The organism is Sphingomonas sp. LHG3406-1 (assembly GCF_029637485.1).
Taxonomy (GTDB): Bacteria; Pseudomonadota; Alphaproteobacteria; order Sphingomonadales; family Sphingomonadaceae; genus Sphingomicrobium.
The window spans coordinates 1,774,229-1,794,357 of record NZ_CP069128.1 but is presented as its reverse complement, the minus strand read 5'-3'; the positions used below and the strand labels follow the sequence as shown (position 1 = coordinate 1,794,357).

Below are 20,129 nucleotides of genomic sequence, written 5' to 3'. Positions count from 1 at the left end.
CCGTTCGGCGCGGAGCCTAGCGGCTTGTTCTTCTGGTGCAATCCCTCTGCAACAAAGGCGACACTCAGCGCGCCAGCATCGGGCCGAGCGGCTGGCCGCCGAACAGGTGCACGTGAAGGTGCGGCACCTCCTGGCCGGCGCGCTTGCCGGTGTTGGCGAGCAGGCGATAGCCCTGGGGCTCGGCGCCGACGATCCGCGCCGTTTCGCCCACCGCCCGGACGAAGCCGGCGATCTCCGCCTCCGACGCGTTGGCGGAGAAATCCTCCCAGCTGACATAGGCGCCCTTGGGAATGACCAGCACGTGCACGGCCGCGAGCGGGTTGATGTCGTGGAAGGCCAGCGCATGCTCGTTTTCCATCACCTTCTTGCACGGCAGTTCGCCGCGGAGGATTCGGGCGAAGATGTTGCTGTCGTCGTACGGCTGCTTGTGATCGATCGGCATAAGGCACGTTTCCCGGTTGACCCTAGTCCATGCCTCGCTACCAGTTCGACGCATGGCCGACGAGACTCCGGAAAGCCTGATTCCCTACGACGAGATCGTGCAGGAAGCCCTGCGCGATGTGGTCGGGCGCGTCCTTTCCTCGGTGGAGAAGGGCGGCGCGCTGCCGGGCGGCCACCATTTCTACATCACCTTCCGCACCCGGATGCCGGGGGTCGAGATCCCCAAGCACCTCGCCCAGCGCTTTCCGGACGAGATGACGATCGTCATCCAGCACCGCTACTGGGACCTGAAGGTCGCGCCGGACCATTTCACCGTCGGGCTGAGCTTCGGCGGCGTTCCCGCCACCCTGCGCGTGCCGTTCGCGGCGGTGACCGATTTCGTCGATCCGGCCGTCGACTTCAGCCTCAAGTTCCAGGCCAATGGCGCCGAGAACGACGGTCATGAAGAGCATGACGACGCCGAGAATGACGCTCCGGCGGTCGTGCCGGTCGAGGACGGGTCGAACGTCGTCTCGGTGGACTTCACGCGGAAGAAGTGACCGGCCCTCGGCCGTCATCCTGAACTTGTTTCAGGATCCATTTCGCGGCTAGGCGCCTCCCTCAGACAAGATGCTGAAACAAGTTCAGCATGACGTTCTTGAGGGATCGCATGACCAACACCCGCACCGAGACCGACAGCTTCGGACCGATCGAGGTCCCGGCGGACTGCTACTGGGGCGCGCAGACGCAGCGCAGCCTCGGCAATTTCCCGTTCGGCGAGCGGGAGCGGATGCCGATCCGGCTGGTCCATGCCCAGGCGATCGTCAAGCAGGCGGCGGCGCGGGTGAACCGCAAGCACGGACTCGACGCGAAGCTTGCGGACGCGATGGAGACGGCGGCATCGGCGATCATCGCCGGAAGCCACGATGACCAGTTCCCGCTTACCATCTGGCAGACGGGCAGCGGCACCCAGACCAACATGAACGTCAACGAGGTGATCGCCGGCCTCGCCAACGAGGCGCTTGCCGGGACCCGCGGCGGCAAAGCCCCGGTCCATCCCAACGATCACGTCAACAAGAGCCAGTCGTCCAACGACAGCTTCCCCACCGCGCTCCACGTGGCGGCGGTGCTCAGCGCAGAACAGCAGCTCTACCCGGCGCTCGAGCGGCTGACCGTCGCGCTCGAGGAGAAGGCGAGGGCCTGGGACGGAATCGTCAAGATCGGCCGCACCCACACGCAGGATGCGACGCCGCTGACGCTCGGCCAGGAGTTCAGCGGCTATGCGGCGCAGCTGCGTTCCTGCCGGGCCCGGATCGAGGGCGCGCTCGAGGGCAATCTTCGCAAGCTCGCGATCGGCGGCACGGCGGTCGGCACCGGCCTCAACGCGCCGGACGGCTGGGCGGACGACATGTGCGCGGCGATCAGCGACATTGCCGGCTCCTCCTTCCACCCTGCCCCCAACAAGTTTGCCGAAATGGCGGCCCGCGACGGCCTCGTCTTCTTCCACGGCGCGCTGGCGACGCTGGCGGTGGCGCTCAACAAGATCGCCAACGACATCCGCTTCCTCGGCTCCGGCCCGCGCTCGGGCCTCGGCGAACTCAGCCTGCCGGAGAACGAGCCGGGCAGCTCGATCATGCCGGGCAAGGTCAATCCGACCCAGTGCGAATCGCTGACGATGGTCTGCGCGCAGGTGATCGGCAACGGCCAGGCCCTGACCATCGGCGGCATGCAGGGCCATTTCGAACTGAACGTCTTCATGCCGCTGGTCGGGTCGAACGTGCTCCGCTCGGTCGAGCTGCTGTCGATCGGCATGGTCAGCTTCGCCGAGCGCTGCGTCGAGGGGATCGTCGCCAACGAGGACCATATCCGCGACCTCGTCGCCCGCAGCCTGATGCTGGTCACCGCGCTGGCGCCCGAGATCGGCTACGACAACGCCGCTGCCATCGCGAAGCATGCCCACAAGAAGGGGCAGTCGCTGAAGGAAGCGGGCCTGGAGCTGGGGCTGGTCGACGCGGAGACCTTCGACCGGGTGGTCCGGCCCGAGGCGATGATCGGGCGCTGAGCAGGCGCACGCCGAACAAGCACGTCGCCCCGGGCTTGACCCGGGGCCCGCCTTCTTCTTCCTTCGGCTGCCCGGGCGAAGGCAGGCGGATCCCGGCTCAAGCCCGGGATGACGATCATGCGCAAGCTTCTCCCTCTGTTCGCGCTCCTCCTCGCCGGCTGCGCGACCAAGGCGCCGATGCCCGTTCCTGCGCCACGCCCCGCGCCGAGCCCGGTTCAGGTGCCCGGACCCGCCCTCACGCCTGTCGACTATGTCACGCGCATCGCCTCGATCGAGCAGTTTGTCGCCCGGGCCTGCGCGCTGGGGCTGGAGCGGACCCGCGATCCGGCGCTTCGCAACCGGCTCGAGGCGCTCGCCACCGATCATCGCGGCCTGTCCGCCCAGCTGCGCATGGCCGGGCAGCGCGTGAACCTGCTGCCCTCGCCGCGGCTCAACGCCACCGAACGGCAGTGGCTCGCCATGCTGGAAGCCAGCCAGCCGTTCGAGGTCGGGCTGCAGCGCCGCCTGCTCCAGGCCCATCAGGAGGCCGTGATCCTGCATGAGCGGTTCGCGGCGGCGGGCGGAAGCCCGACCCTGCGCCAGTTCGCGCGCTTCGCCCTCGCTGCCGAGCGCGATCATGCCGGCGCACTCGGGATGAACCGCTTCCTCGCCCGCTAGGTCCTGCCGAGTCGCCCGATTGACTCCGTTCGCGGACTCGCGCGAATAAGAACAAAAGCAGAACAACAGCGTTGCGAGTCGTGTGGACCCAAGGTTTCGCCTGGTCGCCGGCGGGGGATCCCGCGCGGCCTCTTCAACCTCCCCGTTGCATGGCAATGGGGAGGGGGACCGCCGTACGCGGCACGGGGATGGAGGGGCCCCTGGCGACGCTGGCGGCCCCTCCACCACGCGGCCTCCGGCCGAGCGGTCGCCCTCCCCACCACCGCCGGCGGCAGGGAGGGGGCACGAAGCCATCCTCTCCGAACTGTTCGCCGCTTCCCCGCGCGATGCCGGCTGGACCGGCTTCGTCCTCGCCCGGCTCGCCCCGTCCAAGCCGCTGCTGTGGGTGCAGGAGCGGATGGCGATCCTCGAGGCGGGGCGGGTCCATGCGGCGGGGCTCGGCGCAGCCGCACCGCGCCTCATCCATGTCGAGGCGCGCGATGCCAAGGCGGCGCTGTGGGCGATGGAGGAGGGGCTCCGATGTCCGGCGCTAGGGGGAGTCATCGGCGAACTCTGGGGCGATTCCGCCGCGCTGGACTTCACCGCGACCCGGCGCCTGGCCGTGGCGTCCGAGCGGTCGGGCGTCGCCTGCTGGCTGATCCGGCTGCAGGGCAGCGCCAACCTCAGCGGTGCGCGCGAACGCTGGCGCCTTGCCAGCGCACCCAGCGCCGATCATCCGTTCGATTTGAGGGCACCCGGCGCGCCGCGCTGGAAGGCCGAGCTGTTCCGCTCCCGCCGCCGGCTTCCCGGCACCTGGCTGGTCGGCGATGAAGCGCCGGATCTGCTCCCTGTGGCTGCCGAACCTGGCGATCGAGCGCTGGGCCAATGGCAGCGGCACGCCTGAGGCGGCGCTTGCCCGGACGCTGGTCCTCACCGTCGAGGGCCGCCACGGCCAGCTGATCCATGCGGTGACGCCGGCCGCGGCGGAGCGCGGGGCGCGGCCCGGCGGCCGGCTCGCCGATGCCCGTGCCCTCGATCCCGCGTTGGAAGCGGAAGCGGCCGATGTCGCCGGCGAGGCCGCCTGGCTGCGCGCCGCGGCGCGCTGGGCGAGCCGCTGGTCGCCGCTGGTCGAGGTGGACGGAAGCGACGCCCTGCGCCTCGACGTGAGCGGAATCGCCCATCTGTTCGGGGGCGAGCAGGGCCTGCTCGGCGACATGGTGGCCCGGTTCGAGGCCATGGGTGTCGGCGCGCGGGCGGCGGTCGCGCCGACGGCCGGCGCGGCCTGGGCCCTTGCCCGCTACGCCCCCCGGCCGCGCCCGGTCCATGAGGAGGAGCTGGCGCGGGTCCTCGCCCCGCTCCCCGTCGGCGCGCTGCGCCTGTCACCGATCGCCACCCACATGCTGGTGCGGCTCGGGCTGAAGCAGGTCGGCGACCTTGCCGGCGTGCCGCGCAAGACGCTCGCCCGGCGATTCCCCAGGGACGAGCATCCGCTGGACGCGCTCGACCGGGCGCTGGGGCGCAAGCCCGAGCCGCTGACCCCGCTGCCGGAGGACCCGCCGCCCCGCGCGCTGCTGCCGATCAAGGAGCCGGTGGTGCATCCGGAAGCGCTGGAGCAGGCGCTGCGCCAGCTCGTCCCCCGGCTGGCGCGGGAGCTCGAGACCCGCAAGCTCGGCGCCCGGCAGCTGGTGCTGACCGCCTATCGGGTCGACGGCAGCCTCGGCGAGGTGGAGGTCGCCACCTCCATCCCGTCGCGCGAGCCCGGCCACCTCCACCGCCTGCTGTCGGGCATGCTCGAGCGGCAGGGGATCGATCCGGGCTTCGGCATCGACGCCTTCGCGCTTGAGGTGCGCTGGTGGGAACGGCTCGATTCCGCGCAGGAGGCCCTGCTCGGGCCGCCCACCGCCGACACCGCCATCGCCGCCTTGGTCGACCGGCTGAGCGTGCGGCTGGGACCGGGCAAGGTGCGGCGGCCGGCACCGGCGGAGAGCCATGTGCCCGAACGGGCGGCGGGATGGGTGGAAGGGGTGGCGGCTTCCCTGCCCGCCACGCCCTCCCGCAAGCGGGAAGGCGACGATCCCACCCGCCTGCTCGACTCGCCCGAGGAGATCGCCGTCATCTATGCCACGCCCGAAGGCCTGCCACGACGCTTCGTCTGGCGGCGCAAGGTCCATGACATCGCCCGGGCCCAGGGCCCGCGGCGGATCTCCCCCGAATGGTGGCGCGAGCGGTCGAGCGCCCGGCTGCGCGATTATTACAAGGTCGAGGACAGCGAAGGCCGCCGCTTCTGGATCTTCCGCCAGGGCCTGGTCGGCGACGGTCGCGGCGGCCCGCCGGCGTGGTTCGTCCACGGGCTGTTCGCGTGAGGCGGGACCATGCCTGAACAGGAAGGCTATGCCCGCCGCCGGCTGGAGCGGAGCGGCGGCCCGCTCGCGCCCATCCCCAGGGCGCCATTCGTCGAGCTTGGCATCGCCACCCCTTTTTCCTTCCTCCGCGGCGTGTCCGACGCGCTCGAACTGATCCCGGCCGTCATGGACCTCGGCATGGACGCGATCGGAGTGGCCGACCGCAACACGCTGGCCGGCGTGGTCAGGATCCACACCAATGCCAGGACGGCCGGACTCAGGCCGCTGATCGGGTGCCGGCTGGTGGTGCACGACTCCCCCTGTCCACGCGCGGAGGAGGAAGAGCCGAGGAGTGGCGACGGGGAGGGCTTGTTGCGACTGGTGGCAGGCACTCCCCCAGCCCCGCCCGCAAGCGGAAGGGGAGAGGAAGAGATCGAACTCCTCGCCTATCCCGTCGACCGCGAAGGCTATGCCCGCCTCGCCCGCTTGCTCAGCCTCGGCCAGGGCCGGGCGGTCAAGGGCGCGTGCGACCTGTCGCTCGACGATGTCGCCGACCATCGCGAGGGGATCGCCTTCATCGCCTGGCCGGGCGAGGACCTCGACGCGTTCGAGGCCCGGCTGCCGCGGATTCTCGCCGCCATCCCCGACCTCCGCCACATCGCCGCAACGCATCTCTATCGGGGCGACGACCTCGCCCGCATCGAGCGGCTCGACCGCATGGCGCGGGGCATCGGCGGGACCATCCTTGCTTCCAACGACGTCCATTATCACGCACCCGAGAAGCGGCCGCTGCAGGATATCGTCACCTGCATCCGCGAGAAGGTGACGCTGGCCGAAGCCGGCTACCGCCTCCACGCCAATGCCGAGCGGCACCTCAAGGGGCCGGAGGAGATGGCGCGGCTGTTCGCCCGCTGGCCGCATGCGATCCGGGCCACCCGCGCGTTCGCCGACAGCCTCGACTTCAGCCTCGACGAGCTCCGCTACGAATATCCGCGCGAAAGCGTGCCCGAGGGACGCACCCCGCAGGAGCAACTGGTCCACCTCACCTGGGAAGGCGCGAAGGAGCGCTATCCGGACGGCGTGCCCGACAGGGTGGTCCGGCAGATCGACCACGAACTCCGGCTGATCGAGAAGCTCGACTTCGCCCGCTACTTCCTCACCGTCCACAGCATCGTCGCCTTCGCCCGCTCGTGCGAGCCGCCGATCCTCTGCCAGGGCCGCGGGTCGGCGGCGAACAGCGCGGTCTGCTACTGCCTCGCCATCACCGCGGTCGATCCGTCCTCCACCGACCTCCTGTTCGAGCGCTTCATCTCCGAAGAACGCCGCGAGCCGCCCGACATCGACGTCGATTTCGAGCATGAGCGGCGCGAAGAGGTGATCCAGCACATCTACGAGAAGTACGGCCGCGACCGCGCGGGGCTGTGCGCGACCGTGATCCACTATCGTCCGCGCTCGGCCATCCGGGAGGTGGGCAAGGTGATGGGCCTTTCCGAGGACATTTGCGCGGCCATCGCCGGCACCATCTGGGGCTGGGGCGAGGACGTCACCGAGACCCACGTCAGGGAAGCCGGGCTCGACCTCTCCGATCCCCACCTCGCCCGGACCATCCGGCTCGCCGAACAATTGATCGGCATGCCGCGCCACCTTTCCCAGCATGTCGGCGGCTTCATCCTGACCGAGCGGCCGCTGATCGAGACGGTGCCGATCGGCAATGGCGCCATGCCCGACCGCACCTTCATCGAATGGGACAAGGACGACATCGAGGACCTCGGAATCCTCAAGATCGACGTGCTTGCGCTCGGCATGCTGACCTGCATCCGCAAATGCTTCCAGCTGATCGAGGAGGTGCACGGCGACACATGGGAACTCGCCACCGTCCCGCGCGAGGAGAGCCAAGTCTACGACATGCTGTGCAAGGGCGATTCGCTCGGCGTCTTCCAGATCGAAAGCCGGGCGCAGATGAACATGCTGCCACGGCTCCGGCCCCGCTGCTTCTACGACCTGGTCATCGAAGTGGCGATCGTCCGTCCGGGACCGATCCAGGGCGACATGGTCCACCCCTATCTCAAGCGCCGGCAGGGCAAGGAGGCGGTGGTCTATCCCCGGCCTTCGCCGGACCATGGCCCGCCCGACGAGCTGGAGCGGATCCTCAAGCGCACGCTCGGCGTGCCGGTGTTCCAGGAGCAGGCGATGAAGATCGCGCTCGACGCCGCGCGGTTCAGCTCGGCCGAGGCCAACCAGCTGAGGAAGGCCATGGCCACCTTCCGCAGCCGCGGCACCATCGACCTCCTCCAGGACAAGATGGTCGAACGCATGGTGACGCGCGGCTACGAGCGCGAGTTCGCGACACGCTGCTTCCACCAGATCCGCGGCTTCGGCGAATATGGCTTTCCCGAAAGCCACGCGGCCAGCTTCGCCCACCTCGTCTATGTCTCGAGCTGGCTGCGCTGGCGCTATCCGGCGGCCTTCGCGGCGGCACTGCTCAATTCGCAGCCGATGGGTTTCTATGCGCCCGCCCAGATCGTGAAGGACGCGCAAGCGCATGGCGTGACGGTGCTGCCGGTGGACGTGAACGAGAGCGGCTGGGATTGTTCACTGGAGCACATCCCTTCCCGCTTGCGGGAGGGGAGGAGCGCGAAGCGCGGAGGGGAGGGCGTGTCAAATGCTCCTCGCACAGGCCCTCCCCCGACCCCTCCCGCAAGCGGGAGGGGAGAAGTCGCCCTCCGCCTCGGCCTCCGCCAGGTCGAGGGCCTCCGCGCCATGGATGCCGCGCGCCTCGTCGCCGCCGTCCCTTATGCCACGGTGGAAGACCTGCACCGCCGCGGCGGAGTTCCGCCCCATGCCGTCGTCCGCCTCGCCGAGGCCGACTGCTTCCGCTCGATCGGACTCGACCGCCGGCAAGCCCTGTGGGACGCCCGCGCTCTCCGGCCCTCGCCCGAACTCCCCCTCTTCGCCGCCGCCCGGGCGCGGGATGAAGGCGAGGAAAGGGAGAAGGCCGTCCTCCCCACCATGCCGCTCGCAGAGCATGTGGTCAGCGATTACCAGACCTTGCGCCTCAGCCTGAAGGCGCATCCGATGCAGTTCCTGCGCGACCATTATGCGGCCCAGGGCTTCGTCCGTGCCGCGGACCTGCGCGACATCCGCTATGGCAGACGGGTCAGCCTCGCCGGGCTGGTCCTCATCCGGCAGCGGCCGGGCAGCGCCAAGGGCGTCTGCTTCATCACCCTCGAGGACGAGACAGGCACCGCCAATCTCGTCGTCTGGCCCGATGCCTTCGCCGCGCAGCGCAAGGTGGTGATGGGCGCACGGCTGATGGTCGTCCACGGCATCGTCCAGCATGACGAGGCGGTCTGCCACCTGATCGCCAGCCGGCTGGAAGACGAAAGCTGGCGGCTGCGGACATTGAGCGACGGCCAGGCGCTCGATCCCCGGGTCGGCCGCGGCGACGGCGCCGGTCCCAGCCGCCCACCCATGGCCCGCCACCCGCGGGAGGCCGAGATCATCCCCAAGGCACGGATCATCAACTGCCCGACGCACTGACCGGGCGTCGCCTGCCACATTCCCGCCATGCTTCGGCAAGGTTAGCGCAAGCCGCGGATGCTATAAGAACGTTATGCGAAACCTCATTCTCCTCGGTGCGAGCCTGTTGCTCGTCGCGGCCCCGGCTGCCGCGCAAAGCCCGATCGAGGGCTTGTGGGCCAATCCCAAGAAGTCGGTCGTGGTGCAAATTGCCTCCTGCGGCAGCAGCTGGTGCGGCAAGGTCGTCAAGGCCAGCGCCAAGCAGCAGGCCAAGGCGGCCCGGAACGGCGTCGACCAGCTCGAAGGCGAGCAGATGTTGACTGGCCTCAAGCCGGCCGGCCCCGGCCGCTGGAAGGGCCAGGTCTATGTCCCCAAGGTCCGGTCCAAGGTCGGCAGCACCGTGACCATGCAGTCGCGCGACCGGATGAGCGTCACCGGCTGCGTTGCCGGCGTCATCTGCAAGACGCAGGTCTGGACGCGCGTCAACTGACCGGCGGGCCCGCCTGACGGCACTCGCGACCAAGGCGTCGGAGCAAGGACACCCGCCGCCCTTTCCATCGCGCGGTGACGCGGCTAGCGGCCTTAACCATGAGCAAGCCTCCAGTTCTCGTCACCGGCGGTGCCGGTTACATCGGCAGCCACGCCGTCCTCGCCCTCCACGATGCCGGCTGGCGGGTCGTCGTCGCCGACAATCTTTCCAACGGCCGCCGCGAGGCGGTTCCGGACGGGGTGGAGCTGGTCGAGGTCGACGTCGGTGACGGCGCGGCGATGGCGCGGGTCTTGGCCGAGCGCAACATCGGCGCGATCATGCACTTTGCCGGGTCGATCGTGGTGCCGGAGAGCGTCTCCGATCCGCATTTCTATTATCGCAACAACACGGTCGCGAGCCATGCGCTGGTCGGCGCGGCGATGACGGCCGGTGTCCGCCACATCCTCTTCTCCTCGACTGCCGCGACCTATGGCGCTCCCGACACGGTTCCGATCGACGAGGACACGCCGACCCGCCCGATCAACCCCTATGGCTGGTCGAAGCTGATGACCGAGCAGATGCTCCGCGACATCGCCGCGACCGGTGCCTTCAACTATGGCGCGCTGCGCTACTTCAACGTCGCCGGCGCCGATCCGCAGGGCCGCTCGGGCCAGGTCGGCAAGGGGGCGACCCACCTGCTGAAGGTCGCCTGCGAGGCGGCGGTAGGCAAGCGCCCCCATGTCAACGTGTTCGGAACCGATTATCCGACGCCGGACGGCACCTGCATTCGGGACTATATCCACGTGTCGGACCTCGCCAGCGCGCACGTGCTGGCGCTGGAAAGCCTGATCGCCAGCCCGTCGGAGAGCTTCACCCTCAACTGCGGTTATGGCCGGGGCACGTCGGTCCTCGAGATGCTGGATGCGCTCGACCGGGTGAACGGCGCGCCGGTGCCGCGGGTGATGGGACCGCGCCGCGCGGGCGATCCACCGCAACTCGTCGCCTCCAACCGCCGCTTGGTCGAACGGCTGGGCTGGGCACCGCGCTTCGCCGATACCGACACCATCATCCAGAGCGCGCTCGACTGGGAACGCCGCCTGTACGCCTGAGGACATTAGCTTGCGCCTGACCACGTTCGCCGCCCTGCCGCTCGCCTTCGCGCTGATCGGCGCCGCCCAGCCTTCCGACACCATTGCCCAGGCGTCGGCGGCCGACCGGGTGCGCGCCCATGTCGAGTTCCTGTCGAGCGACCTCCTCGAGGGGCGCGATACCGGGAGCCGCGGCCATGAGATCGCCGCCGGCTATGTCGTCAGCCAGTTTCAGTCCCTCGGCCTGAAGCCCGGCGGCGAGAATGGCAGCTGGTACCAGCAGGTGCCGTTCCGCCGCGCGACCATTTCCGGAACGCCGAGCGTCAGCTTCGCCGCCAAGGGCGCCGCGGTCACGCTCCAGCAGGGCGTCGACATCGCCATCCGGCCGAACCTGGTCAACAAGCAGACCGACGTGGCGGCCGATTTCGTGTTCGTCGGCTTCGGCATCGCCGATCCGGTGCTCGGCATCAACGATTACGCAGGCGTCAACGCGAAGGGGAAGATCGTCGTCGCGCTCGGGGGGGCGCCCAAGGGGCTGCGGTCCGACGTCGCCTCGCACATCGGCTCGGTCAAGGCGCAGATGGCGGCCGCGCGTGGCGCCGTCGGCTTTCTCGAGATTCCGACCAACGCCGCTGCCAGTGCCTGGGCGCCGCCGTCGGTGATCGCCGCGCGTCCGCTCACCAGCTGGGCGGACGGCAAGGGCGGCAGCGGGCAGGGGGCCGCCTCTGGCCTGCTGAGGATGTCCCTCACCCAGGCGACCGCCGAGCGGCTGTTCGCCGGCGCCCGCCAGAACCTCGCCGCGGTCCAGGCCGAAGCGCGCGAAGGCCGCTCGCCCAAGGGATTCCCGCTGACCGGGCGGCTCACGGTCCGCGCGACGAGCGAATGGAGCGACTTCACCAGCCCGCAGGTGATCGGCCTGCTGCCCGGGAGCGATCCGAAGCTCGCCGCCGAGCATGTCGCGCTGATGGGCCACCTCGACCACATCGGCGTCCGCAAGAACGCCAAGGCGGGCGATGATGCGATCAACAATGGCACGCTCGACAATGCCAGCGGCGTCGCCACCATGATCGAGACGGCCCGGGCGTTCGTCACTTCCGGCAAGCCTTCGCGCCGCACCCTCATGTTCCTGGCCGTCACCGGCGAGGAGCTCGGGCTGGTCGGCGCGGACTATTATGCGACCAAGCCGACGGTGCCGCTGCAGCAGATCGCGGCGCTGGTGAACCTCGACATGCCCTTGCTGCTCTATCCGTTCCAGGACGTGATCCCGTTCGGCGCGGAGCACAGCAACATCGTCCAGGCCGTCGATGCCGCCGGCCGCTCGATGCAGGTGACCGCCTCGGCCGACCCGATGCCGGAACAGGGCCTGTTCGTCCGTTCCGACCATTACCGCTTCGTCACCCGCGGCGTGCCCAGCGTCTTCCTGATGACCGGCTATGCCAATGGAGGCGAGGCGCAGTGGAAGAAGTTCCTCGGCGGCGGCTGCTACCATTCGCCGTGCGACGACGTGAAGCAGGGGATCGACTGGCAGGCGGGCGCGCGCTTCGGCGAGCTCAACTACCGCATCGCCCGGCAGCTCGCCGACGCGGCCGAGCGGCCGCGCTGGTATGCCGACAGCTATTTCGGCAGGAGCTTCGGCGCCAACCAGCCCAAGCTCAGCCGCTGAGGCGCCCGCCAACCTTGACTCTGCGGGGCGCCTCCCATAGGGGCGCACCGCAAGCCTTCCGGGGCGTCAGCTGACAACCAAGATTAGAGAGACGGGTCCACCCGCCATGAAGATTCGCAATTCGCTCAAGAGCCTCAAGGATCGCCACCGGGATTGCCGCGTGATCCGTCGTCGCGGCCGGACCTACGTCATCAACAAGACGAACCGCCGCTTCAAGGCGCGCCAGGGCTGAGCTGAACCGGCCTTAACCGGCCGGCTCAACCCATCGGCAAAAAAGAGCGGCCTGCCGTCATCGACGGTTCAGGTCGCTTTTCCTATATCGGGCTCCCTAGAGGAGCCGATTCGATGCGCATGTTCGTCCGTACCACCATTGCCACCGCGATTGCCGCGGCCGGGATTGGGCTTGCGGCCGTGCCGGATTCGGCGGCGGCCCAGTCGTCCAATCCGGGCTGCGTCTCGCCGCCGGGCATGAACTACATGATCTGCAACGGCCAGCGCGTTCCCAAGCCGTCGAACCGCGTCAGGAACGCGGACGGCAGCTGGCGCGAAGAGAGCAAGCAGGGCAATTGCATCGTCATCCGCGAGAAGAGCGCAACCGGCGAGTTCAAGGAAAGCCGCCGCTGCGACTGACTGTTCTCCGGCGAATGCCGGAGGCCAGTTGATCAGCTCTGCTTCGGGATACCCCTCGCCGTGCGGCCGCTGGGATCTTCCGCAATCCGGCAATCCGGAAGCTTGAAGCGGGTCATGTCGCTGCACGGGCGGACCTGCGCGCTGCCGTCAGGGCCGACAAAGATGCCCCAGCTGCGATTGTCGTCGCAGTCCGCCGACCACATCGACAGCTTGTTATACTCGGCCACGTAGCCGGAGCGGACCACCCGCTTGCAGCGCAGCCCGCTGGCGAGGATGGCGCGCTTCAGGGCGATGTCGCGGTAAAGGTCGGGCAACTGGTGGAGCCGGTTCTGCTCCTCGCTGCGGACGGAGATGTCCATCGTGTTGGTCGCGGCCTGCTCGGTGCCGCCGCCTCCGCTCCCGCATGCGGCAAGGGTCAGGGCGGCTAGGGCAAGGACCGGCAGACGCATGTTCAATTCTCCTCATAGTCGATCGACACCGCCGCCGCGGCAGCCGTGGCCAGCGCGACCGCTTCATCGACACTGCCGGCACGGGCGAGGGCGACGCCCATGCGGCGGTTGACCAAAGTCTCCGGCTTACCGAACAGCCGAAGGTCGACCGGGGTTTCCGGACGGCCAAGCGCAAGCGCCTTCGCAACACCATCGAAGCGGAAATTCGACGAGGGACGGTCGGCCAGGATCACCGCCGAGGCGCTCGGCCCACGCTGCAGGATCGGCGCGACCGGCAGGCCGAGTATGGCGCGAAGGTGCAGCTCGAACTCGTTCGGCTCCTGGCCGACCAGCGTCACCATGCCCGTGTCGTGCGGCCTGGGGCTGAGCTCGGAGAAGATGGCACGATCGCCGGCGATGAAGAACTCCACTCCGAACAGCCCGCGCCCGCCAAGTGCCGCCACGATGGTGGCGGCCTGCTGCCGGGCACTGTCCAGCACGTCGGCCGGCAGCGCCGCCGGCTGCCAGCTCTCGCGATAGTCGCCGGCCTCCTGCCGGTGACCGATGGGGGCGCAGAAGTGGATGCCGTCCGCTGCGGCCACGGTCAGCAGCGTGATCTCGCTCTCGAAGCGGATGAATTCCTCGACGATCACCCGCGGCCGGTCGCCGCGCATCTTCTCGATGGCGTAGCGGAAGGAGGTGCGGACTTCGTCCGGGCTGGAGGCGGTGCTCTGCCCCTTGCCCGACGAGGACATGACCGGCTTGATCACGCAGGGCAGGCCGACAAACTCGGCGGCGGCCAGCGCCTCCTCCTCGCTTTCCGCGAAGCGGTAGCGGCTGGTGGTAAGACCCAGCTCCTCGGCGGCGAAGCGGCGGATGCCGTCGCGGTTCATGGTCAGCTGCGCCGCCTTGGCGGACGGCACCACATGCCAGCCCTCGCCTTCGAGCGCCGCCAGCGTCGCCGTGTCGATCGCCTCAATCTCGGGCACGATGTAATCGGGGCGATGCTTCTCGACCGCGCTGCGCAGCGCCGCGCCGTCGAGCATGGAGAAGACCTCGAAGGTGTCGGCGACCTGCATGGCAGGTGCGTCGGCATAGCGGTCGCAGGCGACGACCGCGCAGCCGAGGCGTTTGGCGGCGATGGCGAACTCCCGGCCCAGTTCGCCGGATCCGAGCAGCATGAGCTTGGCGAGGAACATGGACGGGGTGCCTACCGCAAGCGTGCGGCGCACGATAGGGTGCGGGCATGAGCCTTCTCCTCGCCCTTGCCGTCCAGGCCACCGCCGCCAAGCCGCTCACCCCGTCCGAGATCGTCGCCCAGGCGCCCGCCGCGGCGTGGCAGGCGGTGAAGCCCGACGATCTGCTGGTGATCGACTATGAGGGCGGCGGGCGGACGGTGATCGAGCTCGCGCCGGCCTTTGCGCCGGTGCACGTCGCCAACATCCGTGCGCTTGCGACCGCAGGCTACTGGACCGGCTCGAGCATCTACCGCGTGCAGGACAATTATGTCGCGCAATGGGGCGTCAACGAAGGCGGCCCCAAGGTGCCCGCCAGCGTTATCCAGAAGCCGCCGGCCGAATATGACCGCCCGCTGCGGGGACTGACTGTCAGGCCGCTCGGCTTCCTCGACAATTACGCGCCCCGCGTCGGCCATGCGCTTGGCTGGCCGGTCGCCTGGAACCCGAAGACCGGCCGCGCCAACCTCACCCATTGCTACGGCATGGTCGGGGTCGGCCGCGACATGGCTCCGGACACCGGCATGGGCGGCGAGCTCTACGCGGTGATCGGACATGCTCCCCGACACCTTGATCTCAACATCGCACTCGTCGGACGGGTGGTCGAGGGGATTGAGCAGATGTCGGCCCTGCCGCGCGGGACCGAGGCGCTGGGCTTCTACAAGACCGGCTCGGTCGCGCGGATGATCCGTTCCGTGCGGCTGGCGTCGGCGCTGCCGGCAGCGGACCGCCCGAGCTTCCAGGTGATGCGTACGGCGAGCGCCAGCTTCGGCGCCTATGTCCGCGCGCGGGCCAACCGCAAGGACGCCTTCTTCAACGTGCCCGCGGGCGGGGTCGACCTATGCAATGCGCCGGTGCCCGTCAGGCGGACACCGGCGCCATCTTCCCTGCGTTAGTCGTCCCCATACGGCGGGCGCGGAGCAGAGCCGCGCTCCTTCCCTGGTGCCGCGGGGACGTGGCGTTACGCTGCCCAGGCGTGTCCCTGATTGCGATTGCGGTGCTGGATGATCGCGGGGCCGTTGTGATGCCGCGTGCTGGCTTCGGCCAGCGGCAGGGCCGTGGCACAGAAGGCACATTCCGCCGACACACGTCCGATCAGCCAATGCGTCCGGCCGCAGCCTGGGCAGTGGTTGACCTCCTGCTCGCGATAGACGGCATGATAGCCGCGGCCCTTGGGATCGTGCTTGAGGCCGAGGTCTCCGAGGGTCGGGAAATTGGTCATGACGACATCCTTTCAGCCGCGCTCAACGGCGAGGCAGCCGCGAAGGTTCCCGTTGGTAAATAAGGGATTGTTGCTCCTCAGACACTCCGCAGCGCGGTCGCCGGACGCGCCTTGAGGGCAGGCCAGGCGGCCGCCAGCGCGGTCAGGATCGATACCGCCATGCCGGCTATCGGAAGCAGCAGGAGGCTTGGCCAGTCGGGCCGGAACGGCAATTCGAAAAGCTGCGTCACCACCGCCCAGGCTGCCGCGCTTCCGGTCAGGAAGGCGAGCAGGACGATGCCGCCGCTCATGCTCGCGAACTCGATCCCCTGCGCTGTCAGTACCTGCCCGCGGGTGGCGCCGACCAGCTTGAGCAGCACGCTCTCCCGGGCCCGCGTACGGCGCGTGGCTGCGACCGCCCCGGCGAGGACTGTCACACCGATCAGGATGGCGACAAGGGTGGCCAGGCGGATGGCCGAATCGAGGCCTTCGAGGATCGTCGTCACCCGCTCGACCACATCGCTGACCCGTATCGTGCTGACCATCGGCAGTTCGGCCGCCAGCGCCCGCTCGAAGGCGAGGGTCGACGTGCCCTGCTCCGGCGCCGCGGTCGCCATCAGCGTGTAGGGCGCCTGCTCGAGCGTGCCGGGCGCGAAGATGATGGCGAAGTTGAAGCCGAAGCTGCGCCAGTCGATCGTCCGGAAGCTGGCGATCCGCGCCTCGATCGGCGAACCGAGCACGGCGATGGTCATGGTGTCGCCGATCTTTAGGTTGAGTGCCCGCGCCGCCTCGATGTCGAGGCTGACCAGCGGCGGGCCGCTGTAATTGGCAGGCCACCATTGGCCCTCGACCACCTCGTTTCCGGGCGGAAGCTCGCCGGCGAAGGTGAGACCGCGATCGCCGCGCAGGATCCACGCGCCCTCGGGAATGGACTTGAGCGCGGAGACGGGCTGCCCATTGAGGGCGGTGACGGGCCCGCGCAGGGAGGGCACGAGGCGGAGCTCCGCACCGGGCAGGTGGCGCTGCCCAAGCGCGCGGAAGCGGGTTTCCTCGCTGGCCGGAATGTCGAGCATGAACAGCGCCGGCGCCTTGGTCGGGATGTTGCCGCCAAGCTCGGCCCGGACGCTGCCGCCGATCCCTGCAAGCGCGACCAGCAGGGCAAGGCCGAGCCCGAGCGCGACGCTGAGCCGGACGGTGGCGGCGCCCGGCCGGTGCAGCGCGGCAAGGCCGAGGCGGGTGAGCGGACCGCCGCGCCCGCCGATCGCCCGCGCCGTCCGCGCGAGCAGCCAGCCTGCCCCGGCGAACAGGAAGGCGAGGATCAGTCCACCAGCGATGGTGAAGGCGGTCACCACGGCATCGCCCGAGGTGAGGATGGCGAGCGCGGCGACAGCCGCGGCGGCGATGAGCGGAACGAGCAGGTCGCGAATCCCCGCGCCGCGCTCCTCGACGTCGCCGCGCAGGACCGAGGCCGGCCGCGCGCGGGCGGCGCGGGCGAGCGGCGTCCAGGCGGCGGCAATGGTGACGAGGAGGCCAAACACCGCCGACTGGCCGAGCGCGCCCCATTGCGGGCTCGGATCGGGCGCGACCGGGAGCAGGTCGGCGGCGGCCCGGCCGACGATCGCCGGCACCGTCGCCCCAATCAGCAGGCCGAGCAGGATGGCGGTGGCGGCGAGAATGGCGACGCTGGTGCCGAGCATCACCAGCAGGTCGCGGCGGCCGGCGCCATGGACCTTGAGGATGGCGATGGTCGATCGGCGCGAGGCAGCGAAAGCACCCGCGGCCGAAGCGATTCCGATGCTTCCGATGCCAAGCGCGCCGAGCGCGATCAGCAGCAGCATCTGCCCGGTCCGGTCGGTAAAGCGGCGCGTGCCCGCCGCGGCATCGCCCTTGTCGGTCACCCGCCAGCCGCCTTCGGGGAAGCGCTGCTGGAACGCCTCGCCGATCGCCTCGGACTCGGCACCGGTCGGAAGCGCAATCCGGTAGGTGGTAGTGTAGAGGCTGCCAGGCTGGACCAGGCGCGTGGCGTCGAGCCCGGCCTTGCCGACCAGGACCGGCGGCGCGAGGGCGAAGCCCGAGGGTGCAGGAAGCGCCTCGATGATCCCGCTGACCCGCAGGTCGGCGAAACCGAGCCGGACCGGGCTTCCGAGCCGCAGCGAGTATCGTTCGGCCAGCTCGCGGCCGATCGCCACCTCGCCGCCGCCCCGCGGCATTCGTCCGGCGGAGAGCGTGACCTTGCCCGCTGCTGGCCAGCCCTCGTCGATGCCGGACAGGTCGACCAGGGCCGTCTGTCCGTTCACCTGGGCGGTGCTGCGCAGCGTGATGCTTTCCCGCACCGTGCCGAGCCGCGCGATGGCGGCCCGTTCCTCGACGGTCGGCTCGCGCTGGGCGACGCTAAGGGCAAGATCGCCGCCGAGCAGTTCGCGGGCCTGGCCGTCGATGGTCGAGCTGATGGCGCTGGACAGGCTGGTCACCGCCGCCAGGCCAGCCACCGCGACGGTGAGGCAGGCGAGCAGCAGCCACAGGCCGCCGATGCCCTGCGCGAGGTCGCGCCGGCCGAGCCTCAGCCCCGCGCTCACTGCGCGAGCAGCCCGTCGGCGATGCGGACGATCCGCCCGGCGCGCGCGGCGACGGCGGGGTCATGGGTGATGACGAGCAGGCCGGCGCCGGCCGCCGCCACCCGGTCGAACAGCAGGTCGATGATCTTGGCGCCGGTCGCCGCGTCGAGGTTGCCGGTCGGCTCGTCCGCCAGCAGCAGTTTCGGTGCTGGCGCCGTGGCACGGGCGATGGCGACGCGCTGCTGCTCGCCGCCCGACAGCTGCGCGGGGTAGTGGTTCTCGCGGGCCGCCAGCCCGACGGCGGCAAGCTCGGCGCGGGCGCGGGGCAGGGGATCGGCCGCGCCGGACAGCTCCATCGGCACCATCACGTTCTGCAGCGCGGTCATGGTCGGAAGCAGGTGGAAAGCTTGGAGGACCACGCCGATGGACCGGCCGCGCAGCCGTGCCAGCGAGTCCTCGCCCAGCGCGCTCATGTCCTCGCCGAGCACCCTGGCGGTGCCGCTGGTCGCCCGCTCCAGGCCGGCGATCACCGCCATCAGCGAGCTCTTGCCCGATCCGGATGCACCGAGGACCGCGACGGTCTCTCCCTCCTCCACGGTCAGGCTGATGCCGCGGAGGATCTCGGTCCGGGCGGCGCCCTCGCCGAGGGTAAGGCGGACGCCGTCGAGCTGGATGAGGGGAGGCTGGGTCATTACGCTGGCAGCTAGGAAGCTTGAAGGGCAGCGACAATGGCCTAGATGGTCAGGGATGTACCGCTGGCTCCTGCTTCCCGCCCTTTTCGCCGCCGTTCCGGCGACGGCACAGGTCCCTTTGTCGAAAAGCGACGGGCCTTTGATCCTGGCCTTCGGGGACAGCCTGACGGCCGGATATGGACTGGGGCGGGGCCTCGGTTTCGCTCCACAGCTCCAGGATGCACTGCGCCGTCATGGAATCAAGGCGCGCGTCCATGATGCCGGCGTGTCGGGTGACACGACGGCGGGTGGCAGGGCGCGTCTCGGCTGGACGCTGCAGCGCATGGGTTCGAAACCCGACCTCGCCATCGTCGAACTGGGCGCCAACGACATGCTGCGCGGGGTCGATCCGGCGGTGACCGAGGCCAATCTCGACGCCATCCTTGCCGAGCTCAAGAAGCAGGGGGTGCCGGTGCTGGTCGCAGGCATGCTGGCGGCGCCCAACCTGGGGCCCGACTATCGCCGGCGCTACGAGACGATCTTCCCCAGCCTTGCGCGCAAATATGATGCGGATCTCTACCCGTTCATCCTCCAAGGCGTGGTCGGAAACCGCGCGCTTTTGCTGAGCGACGGGGTTCATCCGAACTTCGAGGGCATCAAGCGAATGGTGACGGGCATCCTGCCGACGGTGCAGCGGGCGCTGGCCCGCCAGCGCTGAACTTCAGCTGCCGATCTGCAGCAGCGCTTCGTTGCTCAGCGGTTCGGCGAACTGGGCGCCGAGCTTGCCGGCGGCGGTCCAGCGGACGATCGCACTTGCCCGCTCGCGGCCCGGCAGGATCAGCCATACGCGCGCACCCACCTCATAAACGGTGCTGGTCTCGGCCATGAAGCCGGTCGCCGAGACATTGAGCACACGGGCTTCGTTGCCGGTCGTTCCCAGTTCCCGGACATGCGCCTCGATCTCGACCGGCGCGCGCGGCTGGCCGCGGCGCTCCTCGCCGGTCAGGTCCTTGGCAATGCGGGCGTCGATGACCAAGGCGAAACAACTCCTGGGGCGTTCATGAGGGTGCCGGCCGGATGGCCACGGCGAGCGGCACGAACGCGCGCCTATGGCGCAATCCTGATCGAAAGGCCAGAGCTCGCTAAGTAACGGGTCGCAATGGACAAAGCGTGCCGGATCACGACCCGATGTGGCGCAAGGGCCACTGGA

The 20,129-nt window shown here is 69.6% G+C and carries 20 protein-coding genes; 13 read left to right on the top strand and 7 right to left on the bottom strand.

Annotated elements, in window-relative coordinates; all coding sequences use genetic code 11:
- Window positions 1-64 precede the first annotated feature (64 nt).
- Window positions 65-442 (bottom strand): HIT domain-containing protein, encoded by a 378-nt coding sequence (locus tag JOY29_RS08695; protein WP_300973130.1) that lies wholly within the window; start codon window positions 440-442, stop codon window positions 65-67.
- A 52-nt stretch (window positions 443-494) separates the two neighbouring features.
- On the opposite strand from JOY29_RS08695, the gene JOY29_RS08690 reads away from it, so the two are divergent.
- The 11 genes from JOY29_RS08690 (at window position 495) to JOY29_RS08640 (ending at window position 12,829) form a co-directional block, all read left to right on the top strand.
- Window positions 495-980 carry an SspB family protein gene (locus JOY29_RS08690; RefSeq protein ID WP_300973129.1) on the top strand — a complete coding sequence of 162 codons (486 nt, stop codon included), beginning with the start codon at window positions 495-497 and terminating at the stop codon, window positions 978-980.
- 110 nt (window positions 981-1,090) lie between these two features.
- Window positions 1,091-2,482: a class II fumarate hydratase gene (gene fumC, locus JOY29_RS08685; RefSeq protein ID WP_300973128.1), complete on the top strand. Its 1,392-nt coding sequence runs from the start codon at window positions 1,091-1,093 to the stop codon at window positions 2,480-2,482.
- 117 nt (window positions 2,483-2,599) lie between these two features.
- The gene (locus tag JOY29_RS08680; protein WP_300973127.1) at window positions 2,600-3,139 is read left to right on the top strand and encodes a DUF4142 domain-containing protein; all 540 of its coding nucleotides are present in this window, start codon (window positions 2,600-2,602) and stop codon (window positions 3,137-3,139) included.
- Window positions 3,140-3,284: 145 nt separating this feature from the next.
- A complete protein-coding gene (locus tag JOY29_RS08675) occupies window positions 3,285-4,022 on the top strand; it encodes a hypothetical protein (RefSeq protein ID WP_300973126.1) in 738 nt (245 codons plus the stop codon).
- Window positions 3,946-5,481 (top strand): DNA polymerase Y family protein, encoded by a 1,536-nt coding sequence (locus tag JOY29_RS08670; protein WP_300973125.1) that lies wholly within the window; start codon window positions 3,946-3,948, stop codon window positions 5,479-5,481. The genes JOY29_RS08675 and JOY29_RS08670 overlap by 77 nt, the downstream gene beginning before the upstream one ends.
- 9 nt (window positions 5,482-5,490) lie before the next feature.
- Complete coding sequence (locus JOY29_RS08665) at window positions 5,491-9,000, top strand: error-prone DNA polymerase (RefSeq protein ID WP_300973124.1); 3,510 nt, start codon at window positions 5,491-5,493, stop codon at window positions 8,998-9,000.
- A gap of 73 nt (window positions 9,001-9,073) precedes the next feature.
- A complete protein-coding gene (locus JOY29_RS08660) occupies window positions 9,074-9,469 on the top strand; it encodes a DUF2147 domain-containing protein (RefSeq protein WP_300973123.1) in 396 nt (131 codons plus the stop codon).
- A 98-nt stretch (window positions 9,470-9,567) separates the two neighbouring features.
- Window positions 9,568-10,557, top strand: a complete 990-nt coding sequence (gene galE / locus JOY29_RS08655) for a UDP-glucose 4-epimerase GalE (RefSeq protein ID WP_300973122.1) — start codon at window positions 9,568-9,570, stop codon at window positions 10,555-10,557.
- A 10-nt stretch (window positions 10,558-10,567) separates the two neighbouring features.
- Entirely contained in the window at window positions 10,568-12,199 is a 1,632-nt protein-coding gene (locus JOY29_RS08650; RefSeq protein WP_300973121.1) for a M28 family peptidase, read from the top strand.
- Window positions 12,200-12,305: 106 nt separating this feature from the next.
- Entirely contained in the window at window positions 12,306-12,431 is a 126-nt protein-coding gene (gene ykgO, locus JOY29_RS08645; protein ID WP_029941846.1) for a type B 50S ribosomal protein L36, read from the top strand.
- A 113-nt stretch (window positions 12,432-12,544) separates the two neighbouring features.
- Window positions 12,545-12,829, top strand: coding sequence for a hypothetical protein (locus tag JOY29_RS08640; protein WP_300973120.1), 285 nt, complete (start codon window positions 12,545-12,547; stop codon window positions 12,827-12,829).
- 32 nt (window positions 12,830-12,861) lie between these two features.
- On the opposite strand, the gene JOY29_RS08635 is transcribed toward JOY29_RS08640, so the two are convergent.
- Window positions 12,862-13,278: a hypothetical protein gene (locus JOY29_RS08635; protein WP_300973119.1), complete on the bottom strand. Its 417-nt coding sequence runs from the start codon at window positions 13,276-13,278 to the stop codon at window positions 12,862-12,864.
- A 2-nt stretch (window positions 13,279-13,280) separates the two neighbouring features.
- Window positions 13,281-14,456: a formate-dependent phosphoribosylglycinamide formyltransferase gene (purT, locus tag JOY29_RS08630; RefSeq protein ID WP_300973118.1), complete on the bottom strand. Its 1,176-nt coding sequence runs from the start codon at window positions 14,454-14,456 to the stop codon at window positions 13,281-13,283.
- 47 nt (window positions 14,457-14,503) lie between these two features.
- Here purT and JOY29_RS08625 point away from each other — a divergent pair, with 47 nt between their 5' ends.
- Window positions 14,504-15,388 carry a peptidylprolyl isomerase gene (locus tag JOY29_RS08625; protein ID WP_300973117.1) on the top strand — a complete coding sequence of 295 codons (885 nt, stop codon included), beginning with the start codon at window positions 14,504-14,506 and terminating at the stop codon, window positions 15,386-15,388.
- A gap of 65 nt (window positions 15,389-15,453) precedes the next feature.
- Here JOY29_RS08625 and JOY29_RS08620 read toward each other — a convergent pair whose 3' ends face one another.
- The 3 genes from JOY29_RS08620 to JOY29_RS08610 all read right to left on the bottom strand — a co-directional run bounded on the left by JOY29_RS08620 (window position 15,454) and on the right by JOY29_RS08610 (window position 18,940).
- Window positions 15,454-15,714, bottom strand: a complete 261-nt coding sequence (locus tag JOY29_RS08620) for a hypothetical protein (protein ID WP_300973116.1) — start codon at window positions 15,712-15,714, stop codon at window positions 15,454-15,456.
- Window positions 15,715-15,791: 77 nt separating this feature from the next.
- A complete protein-coding gene (locus JOY29_RS08615) occupies window positions 15,792-18,269 on the bottom strand; it encodes an FtsX-like permease family protein (protein ID WP_300973115.1) in 2,478 nt (825 codons plus the stop codon).
- On the bottom strand, window positions 18,266-18,940 hold the full coding sequence (locus JOY29_RS08610; protein WP_300973114.1) for an ABC transporter ATP-binding protein: 675 nt from the start codon (window positions 18,938-18,940) through the stop codon (window positions 18,266-18,268). Before JOY29_RS08610 ends, JOY29_RS08615 begins: the two co-directional genes overlap by 4 nt.
- Window positions 18,941-18,995: 55 nt before the next feature.
- Between JOY29_RS08610 and JOY29_RS08605 the strand changes: the two genes are divergently transcribed.
- Window positions 18,996-19,637: an arylesterase gene (locus JOY29_RS08605; protein ID WP_300973113.1), complete on the top strand. Its 642-nt coding sequence runs from the start codon at window positions 18,996-18,998 to the stop codon at window positions 19,635-19,637.
- A 3-nt stretch (window positions 19,638-19,640) separates the two neighbouring features.
- Here JOY29_RS08605 and JOY29_RS08600 read toward each other — a convergent pair whose 3' ends face one another.
- Window positions 19,641-19,955, bottom strand: coding sequence for a PilZ domain-containing protein (locus JOY29_RS08600; protein WP_300973112.1), 315 nt, complete (start codon window positions 19,953-19,955; stop codon window positions 19,641-19,643).
- Window positions 19,956-20,129 lie beyond the last annotated feature (174 nt).

Bases quoted from the DNA above. Each gene is read 5' to 3' on its own strand.
- JOY29_RS08695 (WP_300973130.1), bottom strand. From the start codon at position 442: ATGCCGATCGATCACAAGCAGCCGTACGACGACAGCAACATCTTCGCC.
- JOY29_RS08690 (WP_300973129.1), top strand. From the start codon at position 495: ATGGCCGACGAGACTCCGGAAAGCCTGATTCCCTACGACGAGATCGTG.
- fumC (WP_300973128.1), top strand. From the start codon at position 1,091: ATGACCAACACCCGCACCGAGACCGACAGCTTCGGACCGATCGAGGTC.
- JOY29_RS08680 (WP_300973127.1), top strand. From the start codon at position 2,600: ATGCGCAAGCTTCTCCCTCTGTTCGCGCTCCTCCTCGCCGGCTGCGCG.
- JOY29_RS08670 (WP_300973125.1), top strand. From the start codon at position 3,946: ATGAAGCGCCGGATCTGCTCCCTGTGGCTGCCGAACCTGGCGATCGAG.
- JOY29_RS08665 (WP_300973124.1), top strand. From the start codon at position 5,491: ATGCCTGAACAGGAAGGCTATGCCCGCCGCCGGCTGGAGCGGAGCGGC.
- JOY29_RS08660 (WP_300973123.1), top strand. From the start codon at position 9,074: ATGCGAAACCTCATTCTCCTCGGTGCGAGCCTGTTGCTCGTCGCGGCC.
- galE (WP_300973122.1), top strand. From the start codon at position 9,568: ATGAGCAAGCCTCCAGTTCTCGTCACCGGCGGTGCCGGTTACATCGGC.
- ykgO (WP_029941846.1), top strand. From the start codon at position 12,306: ATGAAGATTCGCAATTCGCTCAAGAGCCTCAAGGATCGCCACCGGGAT.
- JOY29_RS08640 (WP_300973120.1), top strand. From the start codon at position 12,545: ATGCGCATGTTCGTCCGTACCACCATTGCCACCGCGATTGCCGCGGCC.
- JOY29_RS08635 (WP_300973119.1), bottom strand. From the start codon at position 13,278: ATGCGTCTGCCGGTCCTTGCCCTAGCCGCCCTGACCCTTGCCGCATGC.
- purT (WP_300973118.1), bottom strand. From the start codon at position 14,456: ATGTTCCTCGCCAAGCTCATGCTGCTCGGATCCGGCGAACTGGGCCGG.
- JOY29_RS08625 (WP_300973117.1), top strand. From the start codon at position 14,504: ATGAGCCTTCTCCTCGCCCTTGCCGTCCAGGCCACCGCCGCCAAGCCG.
- JOY29_RS08620 (WP_300973116.1), bottom strand. From the start codon at position 15,714: ATGACCAATTTCCCGACCCTCGGAGACCTCGGCCTCAAGCACGATCCC.
- JOY29_RS08610 (WP_300973114.1), bottom strand. From the start codon at position 18,940: ATGACCCAGCCTCCCCTCATCCAGCTCGACGGCGTCCGCCTTACCCTC.
- JOY29_RS08605 (WP_300973113.1), top strand. From the start codon at position 18,996: ATGTACCGCTGGCTCCTGCTTCCCGCCCTTTTCGCCGCCGTTCCGGCG.